This window comes from Streptococcus australis (assembly GCF_003943615.1).
In the GTDB taxonomy this organism is placed as follows: Bacteria; Bacillota; Bacilli; order Lactobacillales; family Streptococcaceae; genus Streptococcus; species Streptococcus australis_C.
The window spans coordinates 30,908-43,597 of record NZ_RJPZ01000001.1; the positions used below are offsets into that span (position 1 = coordinate 30,908).

The 12,690-nt window shown below is 43.0% G+C and carries 15 protein-coding genes and 1 riboswitch; of the genes, 14 read left to right on the plus strand and 1 reads right to left on the minus strand.

Annotated elements, in window-relative coordinates; translation table 11 throughout:
• Window positions 1-37 precede the first annotated feature (37 nt).
• The 5 genes from D8785_RS00150 (at window position 38) to D8785_RS00170 (ending at window position 5,347) form a co-directional block, all read left to right on the plus strand.
• Window positions 38-715, plus strand: a complete 678-nt coding sequence (locus D8785_RS00150; protein ID WP_260469845.1) for an alpha/beta fold hydrolase — start codon at window positions 38-40, stop codon at window positions 713-715.
• 179 nt (window positions 716-894) lie between these two features.
• A complete protein-coding gene (guaC, locus tag D8785_RS00155) occupies window positions 895-1,878 on the plus strand; it encodes a GMP reductase (RefSeq protein WP_040803046.1) in 984 nt (327 codons plus the stop codon).
• A riboswitch (purine riboswitch) is annotated at window positions 1,871-1,966 on the plus strand. It overlaps the preceding gene by 8 nt.
• Before the next feature lie 74 nt (window positions 1,967-2,040).
• Complete coding sequence (locus D8785_RS00160) at window positions 2,041-2,622, plus strand: xanthine phosphoribosyltransferase (protein WP_125374053.1); 582 nt, start codon at window positions 2,041-2,043, stop codon at window positions 2,620-2,622.
• Window positions 2,622-3,884 carry a nucleobase:cation symporter-2 family protein gene (locus D8785_RS00165; protein ID WP_125374054.1) on the plus strand — a complete coding sequence of 421 codons (1,263 nt, stop codon included), beginning with the start codon at window positions 2,622-2,624 and terminating at the stop codon, window positions 3,882-3,884. The genes D8785_RS00160 and D8785_RS00165 overlap by 1 nt, the downstream gene beginning before the upstream one ends.
• 116 nt (window positions 3,885-4,000) lie before the next feature.
• Window positions 4,001-5,347 carry an MATE family efflux transporter gene (locus D8785_RS00170; protein ID WP_125374055.1) on the plus strand — a complete coding sequence of 449 codons (1,347 nt, stop codon included), beginning with the start codon at window positions 4,001-4,003 and terminating at the stop codon, window positions 5,345-5,347.
• 177 nt (window positions 5,348-5,524) lie between these two features.
• Here the strand turns inward: D8785_RS00170 and D8785_RS00180 are convergent, their stop codons facing one another.
• Complete coding sequence (locus D8785_RS00180) at window positions 5,525-5,707, minus strand: 4-oxalocrotonate tautomerase (protein ID WP_001117401.1); 183 nt, start codon at window positions 5,705-5,707, stop codon at window positions 5,525-5,527.
• A 114-nt stretch (window positions 5,708-5,821) separates the two neighbouring features.
• On the opposite strand from D8785_RS00180, the gene D8785_RS00185 reads away from it, so the two are divergent.
• Genes D8785_RS00185 through D8785_RS00225 form a run of 9 tightly spaced genes read left to right on the plus strand, consistent with a single transcriptional unit; the run spans window position 5,822 to window position 12,687 of the window.
• Window positions 5,822-6,421: a thymidine kinase gene (locus D8785_RS00185; RefSeq protein WP_125374056.1), complete on the plus strand. Its 600-nt coding sequence runs from the start codon at window positions 5,822-5,824 to the stop codon at window positions 6,419-6,421.
• The gene (locus tag D8785_RS00190; protein WP_125374057.1) at window positions 6,411-6,890 is read left to right on the plus strand and encodes a GNAT family N-acetyltransferase; all 480 of its coding nucleotides are present in this window, start codon (window positions 6,411-6,413) and stop codon (window positions 6,888-6,890) included. Before D8785_RS00185 ends, D8785_RS00190 begins: the two co-directional genes overlap by 11 nt.
• A 9-nt stretch (window positions 6,891-6,899) precedes the next feature.
• A complete protein-coding gene (prfA, locus tag D8785_RS00195; RefSeq protein ID WP_125374058.1) occupies window positions 6,900-7,979 on the plus strand; it encodes a peptide chain release factor 1 in 1,080 nt (359 codons plus the stop codon).
• Window positions 7,979-8,815: a peptide chain release factor N(5)-glutamine methyltransferase gene (gene prmC / locus D8785_RS00200; RefSeq protein WP_125374059.1), complete on the plus strand. Its 837-nt coding sequence runs from the start codon at window positions 7,979-7,981 to the stop codon at window positions 8,813-8,815. Before prfA ends, prmC begins: the two co-directional genes overlap by 1 nt.
• Window positions 8,802-9,401: an L-threonylcarbamoyladenylate synthase gene (locus D8785_RS00205; RefSeq protein ID WP_125374060.1), complete on the plus strand. Its 600-nt coding sequence runs from the start codon at window positions 8,802-8,804 to the stop codon at window positions 9,399-9,401. Before prmC ends, D8785_RS00205 begins: the two co-directional genes overlap by 14 nt.
• 1 nt (window position 9,402) lies before the next feature.
• Window positions 9,403-9,834, plus strand: coding sequence for a GNAT family N-acetyltransferase (locus D8785_RS00210; RefSeq protein ID WP_125374061.1), 432 nt, complete (start codon window positions 9,403-9,405; stop codon window positions 9,832-9,834).
• Between the two features lie 11 nt (window positions 9,835-9,845).
• The gene (gene glyA, locus D8785_RS00215) at window positions 9,846-11,102 is read left to right on the plus strand and encodes a serine hydroxymethyltransferase (RefSeq protein ID WP_125374062.1); all 1,257 of its coding nucleotides are present in this window, start codon (window positions 9,846-9,848) and stop codon (window positions 11,100-11,102) included.
• An 8-nt stretch (window positions 11,103-11,110) separates the two neighbouring features.
• Window positions 11,111-12,085 (plus strand): nucleoid-associated protein, encoded by a 975-nt coding sequence (locus D8785_RS00220; protein ID WP_125374063.1) that lies wholly within the window; start codon window positions 11,111-11,113, stop codon window positions 12,083-12,085.
• Window positions 12,085-12,687, plus strand: a complete 603-nt coding sequence (locus tag D8785_RS00225) for a lysozyme family protein (RefSeq protein ID WP_125374064.1) — start codon at window positions 12,085-12,087, stop codon at window positions 12,685-12,687. The genes D8785_RS00220 and D8785_RS00225 overlap by 1 nt, the downstream gene beginning before the upstream one ends.
• The last annotated feature ends 3 nt before the right edge of the window (window positions 12,688-12,690 follow it).

Here is a 12,690-nt window from a genome sequence, read left to right on the forward strand (position 1 = left end):
TTACTTTATCGGAGGCCTCGGTAGCAACGAGAATCATATGACTGAATTTGCTCAATGCTTTCCATTCCCCATCACGTATCTAGATCCCTATAAGGTGAAACTGGAATCTGCAAAAGATTTAGTAGATTGGTTTGAAGCCCATGCGCATACTAATGAAAATACTTGTATCATTGCCCATTCACTGGGCGGAGATTTGGCTCGCTACCTAGCATCGAAAATACCACAAATGTCTCACCTGGTCCTCCTTGACGGTGGCTATCTTGACATGGACCAAGTCCTACCACTAGAGCAGGAACTAGAAGAGACACTCGCCTATCTGAAGCAACAGGTATTTTCATCTCTAGAAGAAGCGGTTGCGAGTGAACTTGGAGATAGGGACAATCCTTCGCCATCGACGATAAAGGCCATCCAGTCCAGTTATCGCTGGAATTCTGATCTCCATCATTATGAACTGGATTTAGATCCACAAGCTGTTCTTTCCTTGCTGAGACTCAGACGTGATCTCCGATCTTTTCAAGTTCCTCTCACAGATACAAAGGCCTTATTTATCGGTCCTAAATACGAAGAAGAACCCTATTGGAGAGCTCAAGCACTCGAGACATTAGATCCCTCTATCAAGAAGGTATTCTTAATGGATCTCGGTCACGATTTTTATACAGCAGTCCCTGATCTTGTCAGCAAAGAAATCAGCAATTGGATTGGCATTTGTTCATAAATAACTCATATACAGAAGTTATTCTAAATAATAGTCTAGTGATTTCCGAACATTATTTAGATAATCGACGTTCTAATTGAATCGACTCCGTATCTTTGTTATAATCTTGAATGGAAACGTCGAAAGGCGTAGTGATGACCCATCACGATTTAAAATTTAGAAACGAGATTTCAATCCGTATGTTAAACGAATTTCCAATCTTTGATTACGAAGATATTCAATTAATCCCTAACAAGTGCATTATCAAAAGTCGTGCAGAAGCTGACACCACAGTTCAGTTTGGTAAGCACACTTTCAAGTTGCCAGTCGTACCTGCCAACATGCAGACCATCCTCGATGAGGACGTAGCTGAGCAACTGGCTAAAGGGGGATATTTTTACATTATGCACCGCTTTGACGAAGATGGACGCATTCCCTTTATCAAACGTATGCACGATCAGGGATTAATCGCTTCTATCTCAGTTGGAGTAAAAGACTATGAGTACGACTTTGTGACTCAACTCAAGGACGATGCCCCTGAATACATCACCATCGATATCGCTCACGGTCACTCAGATAGTGTGATCCAAATGATCCAGCATATCAAGAAGGAGTTGCCAGATACCTTTGTCATCGCAGGAAATGTCGGAACACCTGAGGCCGTTCGTGAGTTGGAAAATGCTGGAGCGGATGCTACCAAGGTCGGGATCGGTCCTGGTAAGGTCTGCATCACCAAAGTGAAGACTGGCTTTGGTACTGGCGGTTGGCAGTTAGCAGCCCTTCGTTGGTGTTCAAAAGCAGCTCGCAAGCCGATTATTGCGGACGGGGGGATTCGGACGCACGGAGATATTGCTAAATCCATTCGCTTTGGTGCTAGCATGGTCATGATTGGCTCGCTTTTTGCAGGACACATTGAAAGCCCAGGTAAAACCGTTGAAGTCGACGGGGAATCCTTTAAAGAGTATTATGGATCTGCTTCCGAGTACCAAAAAGGGGCCTATAAAAATGTTGAAGGTAAGAAAATCCTTCTTCCAGCCAAAGGTCATCTGCAAGATACCTTGACAGAGATGGAGCAAGACTTGCAAAGTTCTATTTCCTATGCTGGAGGCCGCAAGGTTGCTGATCTGAAGCATGTCGATTATGTCATCGTAAAGAACTCTATCTGGAATGGTGACTCTCATTAAAACTACAATTACTTATTTATCTTGCGAATTGGCGCAAGGTCTCTACAAGGTGCCGGAACACCTAACAATAAGTAAGTCTAAGATTGATGCAGGGATTCCTGTATTCACTAGAGGCTTACTTGGTAAGTCTCTATTTTTGTTCCAAAGAGTTTAGGAGAAAACATGAAATTATTAGAAGAACGTATTTTAAAAGACGGAAATGTCTTGGGGGAGAATATCCTTAAGGTCGATTCCTTCTTGACCCACCAAGTGGATTACCAGCTGATGAAAGAGATTGGGAAGGCATTTGCGAATCGTTTTAAAGATGCTGGACTGACCAAAGTTGTCACCATTGAAGCTTCCGGAATCGCTCCAGCCCTCTATGTCGCAGAAGCTTTGGAACTTCCTATGATTTTCGCTAAAAAAGCGAAGAATATTACGATGAATGAAGGGATTTTGACAGCAGAAGTCTATTCCTTTACCAAGCAAGTGACCAGTACCGTTTCCATTGCTGGCAAGTTTTTATCACCAGATGATCGCATCTTGATCATCGATGACTTTCTAGCAAATGGCCAAGCAGCTAAAGGCTTGATCCAGATTATCGAACAAGCTGGTGCCAGTGTAGAAGCGGTTGGCATCGTCATTGAAAAATCCTTCCAAGAAGGCCGTGGACTGTTAGAAGAACTCGGCTACCCAGTTGTATCCCTAGCTCGTTTGGACCGTTTTGAAAATGGTCAAGTTGTATTCAAGGAGGCAGACATCTAATGCAAAAGCAAGAAAACCATTCACAGGCAGCCATTCTAGGCTTGCAGCACCTATTGGCCATGTATTCGGGTTCTATTTTAGTGCCAATCATGATTGCGGGTGCTTTGGGCTATAATGCCCACCAACTAACCTATCTGATCTCTACAGATATCTTTATGTGTGGGGTCGCCACCTTCCTGCAATTGCAGTTAAACAAATATTTCGGAATTGGTCTTCCGGTCGTACTTGGGGTGGCCTTCCAATCTGTGGCACCTCTTAGCATGATTGGGGCTAGCCATGGTAGTGGGGCTATGTTTGGAGCCTTGATTGTTTCAGGTATTTACGTCGTTCTGGTCTCAGGTTTCTTCTCTAAAATCGCCAACCTCTTCCCATCTATTGTGACAGGATCTGTCATTACCACAATCGGTTTGACCTTGATTCCAGTTGCGATTGGGAACATGGGAAATAATGCAGCAGAACCAACGGTTCAAAGTTTGATCTTGGCCGTGATTACCATTCTCATCATTCTCGTGGTTAATATCTATACGACAGGCTTTATCAAATCCATCTCTATTTTGATTGGGTTGATCGTTGGGACAGCTATTGCAGCTTCTATGGGCTTGGTGGACTTCACGCCCGTGGATCAAGCCCCTATTCTTCATGTTCCAACACCGTTCTTCTTTGGAGCTCCTAAGTTTGAAATCACCTCAATCGTTATGATGTGTATCATCGCAACTGTTTCAATGGTGGAATCGACTGGTGTTTATCTTGCACTTTCAGATATTACAAAAGATCCGATTGATAGCACGCGCCTCCGTAATGGATACCGCGCTGAAGGGTTGGCCGTACTTCTCGGTGGTATCTTCAATACCTTCCCTTACACTGGATTCTCACAAAACGTAGGCTTGGTGAAATTGTCTGGTATCAAGACTCGTCTTCCAATTTACTACGCAGCTGGTTTCCTCGTTCTCCTTGGTCTCCTTCCTAAGTTTGGAGCTTTGGCGCAAATCATCCCAAGCCCAGTACTTGGTGGAGCCATGCTGGTTATGTTTGGTTTTGTATCCATTCAAGGGATGCAGATCCTTGCACGTGTCGATTTCGAACACAATGAGCACAATTTCCTCATCGCAGCTGTATCGATTGCAGCAGGAGTCGGTTTGAACAATAGTACCCTCTTTAACGGCCTTCCAAGTGCATTTAAAATGTTCTTTGCAAATGGAATTGTCGTTGCCAGCGTCTTGGCAATCATTCTGAATGCCATCTTGAATCGCAATAAAAAATAATCTTAAAGAACTGAGGATTCGTTTGATCTTCAGTTCTTTAATTTTTTGACATTTAAGGTGACATATAGTAGAGTGGTAAGAGAAAATTTCAAATTGACAAGAAGAGAGTATCATCCGTGTATCTAACCCATCATTTTAAAGAGCGCTTGCGCTTGTTTATCAGTCTATTTGTTCCTCTCCTGGTCTATCAACTAGCTAACTATTCAGCCAGTTTTGTGGATACAGCCATGACAGGGCAATACAATACTTTGGACTTAGCCGGAGTGTCAACCGCCACTAGTTTGTGGAATCCCTTTTTTACCTTTTTAACAGGGATTGTATCTGCTTTAACTCCCATTATTGGTCATCACTTAGGGCAGGGGAATAAAAAAAGAATCGCTTCTGATTTTTATCAATTTATCTATCTCTCTTTCATGATGGCTGTCCTCTTGATCGCTTTTGTCTTGTTGATTGCACCAATTGTCTTAAGTAAAATTGGTTTAGAAAGTGTCGTAGAGGGGATTGCAACCCATTACTTAGCCTTTCTCTCTCTTGGAATTTTGCCTCTCTTACTCTTTAGTGTGGTCCGTTCCTTGCTAGATACATTGGGACTTACTCGTTTGTCCATGTATCTCATGTTGCTCTTATTACCTCTAAATGCTAGCTTTAACTATATGTTGATTTATGGAGCTTTTGGTCTACCTGAGCTAGGAGGAGCAGGAGCGGGACTAGGGACATCTTTGGCCTACTGGGTCCTTCTCATCATTGCCTTTTTGATCCTTTTCAAACATCCGAAAGTAGCCATCTACCAACTATGGAAAGTTCAACCCCTCAATCTCAAAGAGATGAAAGAGACGATTCGCCTGGGCTTACCGATTGGTGGGATTGTGTTTGCAGAAGTCATCATCTTCTCAGTAGTGGGCTTGCTCATGGCTAAATTCCCATCTATGACCATTGCCAGTCACCAGTCAGCCATGAATTTTTCAACTCTTATGTACGCTTTTCCAGCTAGCATTTCCAATACCATGGCTATTATTGTGTCCTACGAGATTGGGGCTGGGCGTCCCGATGTTGTACGTCAATATTGCCGGATTGGACGATGGACAGCCTTTGGTTTTGCCTTCTTTACCCTTAGCTTCCTCTATCTTTATCACTATCAAGTAGCAGGGCTCTATGGCACTGAGCCGGAATTTATCCACCAGACAGCTATTTTCATGACCTATAGCCTACTTTTCCAAATAGCGGATACGGTCGCAGCACCGATCCAAGGGATTCTACGCGGTTACAAGGACACCACCGTTCCCTTCTTGCTCGGAGTTTTTAGCTACTGGTGTGTCTCTATTCCATTGGGGATCTTTTTAGACCATGTCACCAACCTAGGTCCGTATGCTTACTGGATTGGCTTAATTTCCAGCATTGTCGTTAGTGGTATTTGTTACCAGATGCGTCTATGGCAGATTCAGAAGAAATACCAAGTTTCTTAAAAGAGGCTGGGACAAAAGTCCTAGCCTCTCAATTGTCTTTGGATTATCAAGCAAAACGCAGTGGTTGAGTGGGCTCTACTACGCTGATTTCATTAGCTTTTACAGCCCTACTCAACTGTGCGGAGGTGGGACGGCGAAATCGAATTCTAACGAATGACCGATTTCTGTCCCACTCTCTTATTTAGTGCGCATTTCACCTTGAGGGAAGTAAGTTCCTTCAGGCATATCATTGATGATGACGTGAACGGCAGATTGGGGAGCACCTGTATTCCGAACAACAGCTTCGGTTACTTCCTTGGCCAAAGCTTTCTTTTGTTCTAATGTGCGTCCTTCGAATAAATCAATTCGTACAAATGGCATCGTGCCACCTCCTCTATCTATCTTAGGTCTATTTTATCATATTTTGGGATACAAAGCTCAGCAAAATTATGGTAGAATTATAATGAAACACATTTTAGAGAGAACAAAAGGAAAATGGCACAATTATATTATAAATATGGGACGATGAATTCTGGTAAGACCATCGAAATTTTGAAGGTAGCCCATAATTATGAAGAGCAAGGAAAAAGCGTCGTTATCATGACCTCAGCAATCGATACGCGCGATGGATTTGGAGTTGTTTCTAGTCGGATTGGTATGAAACGGGAAGCTATCGCCATTGAAGACGATTCAGACGTCTTCGGTTATATCCAAAGTCTGAAAGAGAAACCCTACTGTGTCTTGGTCGATGAAGCACAGTTTTTGAAACGACACCATGTCTATGACTTAGCTAGAGTTGTAGATGAACTAGATGTGCCGGTTATGGCTTTTGGCCTCAAAAATGATTTCCGAAATGAACTCTTTGAAGGTTCTAAACATCTCCTCTTATTGGCAGACAAGATCGAGGAGATTAAGACCATCTGCCAATACTGTTCACGCAAGGCGACCATGGTCTTGCGCACGCAAGCGGGTAAACCCGTCTATGATGGAGAGCAGATCCAGATCGGTGGACACGAGACCTATATCTCCGTTTGCCGTAAACATTATTTTGCACCACTGATAGCATCTAATAAGGATCAAGACTATGACCATTGAACTAAGGGATATTACAAAGAAAAATTATTTTGATGTTTTAAATCTAGAAGTTCAGCCAAGCCAAAGGAATTTTATTGCATCCAATTCCATTAGTTTAGCTGAAGCCTATGTATATGATAAAAATGGTGATTTTATAGCTCCCTTAGCAGTTTATGATAAGGAAGTATTAGTTGGTTTTGTTATGATTGCCTATGACCGGAAAATTGGGATCAGCAAGGGAAACTACTTGTTATTTCGTTTTATGATAGATCAACACTTTCAAGGTTTAGGCTATTTTAAACCGACTATGGATGCAGTCATTGACTTTGTTTCTTCAGAGCCAGCTGGAAAGGCAACAAGTCTTTGGTTATCTTATGAACCAGAAAATAAACATGCGAGATCTTGCTATCTCCATTATGGATTTAAAGAAACTGGCCAAGTCATAGAAGACGAAATTGTAGCAATCTATGATCTAACAACCAAGAATTAAGGAGCAAACATGAATATCTATGATCAACTACAAGCTGTAGAAGACCGATACGAAGAGTTAGGAGAATTACTGAGTGATCCAGATGTGGTCTCTGATACCAAACGTTTTATGGAGCTTTCAAAAGAAGAGGCTTCCACTCGTGACACGGTGACAGCTTACCGAGAATACAAACAAGTCCTCCAAAATATCGTCGATGCTGAAGAAATGATCAAGGAAGCAGGCGGCGATGCCGATTTGGAAGAAATGGCCAAGCAAGAGCTGAAAGATGCCAAGGCTGAAAAAGAAGCCTACGAAGAAAAACTAAAGATTTTGCTTCTTCCAAAAGATCCAAACGACGACAAGAACATTATCTTGGAAATCCGTGGAGCAGCAGGAGGGGACGAAGCCCAGTTGTTTGCTGGTGACCTCTTACAGATGTACCAAAAATACGCGGAAAGCCAAGGCTGGCGCTTTGAAGTCATGGAAGCTTCCTACAATGGCGTCGGTGGGATCAAAGAAGTAGTAGCTATGGTCTCTGGGCAATCTGTCTACTCAAAACTCAAGTATGAATCAGGTGCCCACCGGGTACAACGCGTTCCTGTGACGGAAAGCCAAGGTCGTGTCCATACCTCTACAGCAACGGTTCTGGTCATGCCAGAAATCGAAGAAGTTGAGTACGACATTGATCCAAAGGACCTTCGGATTGACATCTACCACGCATCTGGTGCGGGTGGACAGAACGTCAACAAGGTCGCAACAGCCGTTCGGATCGTCCACTTGCCTACCAACATCAAGGTAGAGATGCAGGAAGAACGGACCCAACAGAAGAACCGTGAAAAGGCCATGAAGATCATCCGTGCGCGTGTAGCTGACCACTTTGCTCAGATCGCCCAAGACGAGCAGGATGCTGAGCGGAAGTCTACCATCGGTACTGGTGACCGGTCAGAGCGGATCCGGACTTACAACTTCCCTCAAAACCGTGTGACGGATCACCGGATTGGCTTGACCCTTCAAAAATTGGATACCATCTTATCTGGTAAATTGGATGAAGTGGTCGATGCTTTGGTCTTGTATGATCAAACTCAAAAACTAGAAGAGTTGAACAAATAATGTTGTTGGGACAATTGTTAGCCCAGTATGAAGAAGCCTTAATAGCAGTTGGAGAGGAAGCAGAAAGCCTCTCCTTCGTATATCGTGCTTTAAAAAACTGGACCTTTACGGACTTTGTCCTTGCCTTGCAAAAAGAAGTGGAAGCAGAGGATCAAGCCTTGCTTCAATCCATCTTTGAGCAGTTGAAACATCACGTACCTGCCCAGTATATTATTGGAAGCGCAGAATTTTGTGGCCATGTTTTTACAGTTAATGAGCGCGTGCTGATTCCTCGACCTGAAACAGAAGAACTAGTAACCCTCATTCTTGAAGAAAACGATCAGGAATCCTTACGAGTTCTGGATATCGGAACTGGAAGTGGTGCCATTGCCATTAGCTTAGCCCTTGCTAGACCTAATTGGCAGGTTCAAGCTAGTGATGTGTCAGAGGACGCTTTAGCTCTTGCTCAAGATAATGCCCAGCAGTTAGAAGCAGTCGTGTCCTTTAAAACATCAGATGTACTGGATGAACTAGAAGATCCTTACGATCTGATTGTTTCCAACCCACCCTATATCTCTCGAGAAGATGTAGAAGAAGTTGGAGCCAACGTTTTAGCCTCTGAACCACACTTGGCTCTCTTTGCTGATCGTGATGGCTATGCTATCTATGAAAAGATTGCTCAACAAGCACCGAGTGTATTAAGACCAGAAGGAAAGATCTATCTAGAAATCGGCTATAAGCAAGGTAACAAGGTAAAAGAGCTCTTTCAAAAGGCATTTCCTGATAAACGAGTTCGTGTGCTAAAAGACCAATTTGGACAAGATAGAATGGTAGTGGTAGACAATGGATCCATTTAAGAAAGAATTAGAAGCTGGTCATGCAGTTGTCTTACCGACTGAGACTGTCTATGGCCTCTTTGCAAAGGCACTGGATGAAGCAGCGGTTGATCAGGTATACGCTCTTAAGCAACGCCCTCGTGAAAAGGCTATGAACCTCAATATTTCCAGCGAAGATGATATTCGATTTTATTCTAAAAATCAGCCACCTTATCTATCAAAACTAATCGCAACCTTTTTACCAGGTCCCTTAACCATCATTCTCGAAGCCAATGAAGAGGTACCAGCTTGGATTAATTCCGGGATGTCTACGGTTGGTTTTCGGATGCCAGCTCATCCAAAAACATTGGAATTAATTCGTAAAACGGGTCCCTTGATCGGACCTTCTGCCAATCTCTCTGGGAAAGCTAGTGGGACCCAGTGCCAGCAAATTCTTAAAGAACTTGGTCATGGAGTGATAGGACTTGAAGACGATAGCTTTCTAACTGGTCAAGATTCGACTATTTTAGACTTATCTGGCGACAAGGTAAAGATTCTACGTCAAGGAGCTATTACACGACAAGATATCCTTGCCAAGATACCTGCAATCCCTTTTGAGGAGGTCTGATATGCTACGCTCTTTAAAAGAAACAGATGTTGCATCTATTTATGAGATTAACAAAGAGGCTTTAGGTTATGCTTTTAGTCCAGAGGATACGGCTAGTCAACTAGCTAGATTATCTCAGGATTCACATCATTTCCTACTTGGCTATGAGGATCCAGCAAGCCATGCCCTACTTGGTTATGTCCATGCAGAAGTCTACGAATCCCTCTATTCCAATGCAGGATTTAATATTTTGGCATTAGCTGTGATCCCCCAAAGTCAAGGGAAAGGAATCGGTAAAACCTTGCTCCAAGGTTTAGAAGTAGAAGCCCAACGAAGAGGGTACGCTTTTATTCGTTTAAACTCTGCAGACCATCGTATTAGCGCTCATGCCTTCTACGAACAGGTCGGTTATACGTGCGACAAGCTACAAAAACGTTTTATAAAATTTATTTAAGGAGAAGACCTATGATTTTTGACAAAGAAGATTACAAAGCCTATGATGTAGCTCTATGGGATGCAATTTCGAAAGAAGAGGAACGCCAGCAAAATAACATTGAGTTGATTGCTTCAGAAAACGTCGTCTCTAAGGCGGTTATGGCTGCCCAAGGGTCTATCCTGACCAATAAATACGCAGAAGGATATCCGGGACGTCGTTACTACGGTGGGACTGATGTCGTAGACATCGTCGAAAGCCTCGCCATCGAACGCGCTAAGGAAATCTTTGGGGCTAAGTTTGCCAATGTTCAACCTCACTCAGGTAGTCAGGCCAACTGTGCTGCCTATATGGCCTTGATTGAGCCTGGAGATACGGTTATGGGGATGGATCTAGCTGCAGGTGGACATTTGACTCACGGAGCTCCTGTGAGCTTCTCAGGTCAAACCTATAACTTTGTATCCTATAGTGTAGATCCAGAAACAGAACTCTTGGATTTTGATGCTATCTTAAAACAAGCTCAAGAAGTGAAGCCAAAACTCATCGTTGCTGGTGCTTCAGCCTACTCTCACATTATTGATTTCTCTAAATTCCGTGAAATTGCAGATGCAGTAGGAGCTAAACTCATGGTCGATATGGCCCATATTGCTGGATTGGTCGCTGCAGGTCTTCACCCAAGTCCAGTGCCTTATGCTCATATCACGACTACGACCACCCACAAGACCCTTCGTGGCCCACGTGGTGGCTTGATCTTGACCAATGATGAGGACTTGGCTAAGAAGATCAATTCTGCCATCTTCCCTGGGATCCAAGGAGGACCACTAGAGCATGTCGTTGCAGCCAAGGCTGTTGCTTTCAAAGAAGCCCTTGATCCTGCCTTTAAAGAGTATGCAGCTAACGTGATTAAAAACAGCCAGGCTATGGCTGATGTATTCTTGCAAGATCCAGATTTCCGTGTCATTTCAGGCAGAACAGAGAACCACCTTTTCCTTGTCGATGTGACGAAAGTCGTTGAAAATGGAAAAGTGGCTCAAAACTTACTAGATGAGGTCAACATTACCCTCAACAAGAACTCCATCCCATATGAAACTCTATCACCATTTAAGACCAGTGGGATTCGGATTGGGACAGCAGCCATCACAGCCCGTGGTTTTGGAGAAGAAGAAAGCCGTACGGTAGCTGAATTGATTATCAAAGCGTTGAAAAATGCGGATGACCCAGCTGTATTAGAAGAAGTGCGTGACCAGGTCAAAACCTTGACAGATGCCTTCACACTTTACGAGGACTAAACCATTTTATGGACATTTATGTAAAAAAAGCCATCATTCATCAATTTATCCCAGATGATACCGATCTCTACCTGGCGGACAAATTCCTCAATATCACACCTAAAATTGAGGAATACTTGCGCAAAAAGATTGAACGGGTCTACTCCGATGAGGCCAAGACCGGTATTTTTGAAGAGGATAACCCTTTTCTTGAGATGATTTCGGATGATTTACTAGAAACTTCAGTAGCAGTAGCGAACCGCTGGAAGGAAGAATTTGTCATCTCTGAGAATCAAAAGACCAATGATTTGGTGTTTATTCAATTCTCAAAAGAAGGGGTGGACCACTTTGCCTTCCTCCGAATCGCTTTACGGGAAACCTTGACCCATCTTGGTGGTGAAGTGGACAATCCGATCAAGCTGACGCAAAACAATCTACCTGGTTTTGGTACTGGTGCTGATGAAGCCTTGGTCATCAATCTTCAAAGCCGCAAGTACCATTTGATTGAAAAACGGATCAAGTACAACGGAACGTTCTTGAACTATTTTTCTGAGAATCTCCTTCAGGCTCAACCGAAGATTTCTCCTAAAAAATCGATCAAAGAAATAGAGAAAACAGCCCAACGAATTGCTGAGAATTTCCAACAAGACGATTTTCAGTTCCAATCCAAGGTCAAATCAGCTATTTTCAACCAGCTGGAAGAAGAGAATGAACTGTCTCCAGAGAAGTTAGCCAATGATTTGTTTGATAACAATTTAACAGCTCGACTCAGTTTTGTCGATCAAGTAAAAGAGTCCATTCCTGATCCTGTTCGCTTTGATGAAATAGATGCCAGTCGCCAATTAAAAAAATTTGAGAACCAAAAACTCTCCCTTTCAAACGGGATTGAGCTTTTAGTTCCTAACCATGTTTACGAAGATGCTGAATCGGTAGAGTTTATCCAGAATGAGAATGGGACCTACTCGATCCTCATCAAGAATATAGAGGACATTCAGAATAAATAATGATGAAACGAATAATAAAAATTTTCTTTTGCCTCTTGCTCGTCTTTTCCATATACAAGGGCTATCAGATACACCGGGATGTCAAGCAGGTCATGACTTATCGCACCTTAGTGCGTGAAGTACTGGCTGAGGAAGACACTGGTACCAATGAAGATCTGATCCTTGCCATGATTTATACCGAGACTAAGGGGAAGGAAGATGATGTCATGCAGGCCAGTGAAAGTGCAACAGGCCAGACAAATTCTATCACCAATAATAAAGAAAGTATTCGCCAGGGGATTCAAACGCTCTCTGAAAATCTGCGAATAGCAAAAGAGAAGGGGGTTGATCCCTGGACCGCTGTTCAAGCTTATAATTTCGGACAGGATTACATTGAATATGTAGCTAAAAATGGCGGAAAAAATACGCTAGAATTAGCCCGTCAATATTCAAAAAAAGTAGTTGCACCGAGTCTTGGAAATGTCACAGGTAAGACCTATCTTTATCTCCATCCTATATCATTTTTACACGGCTCAGAGCTCTACGTTAATGGGGGAAATTATTATTATTCACGTCTCGTTGAAATGAATCAGTTCATCATGAAATCATTTTCTTGGTTCTAATAT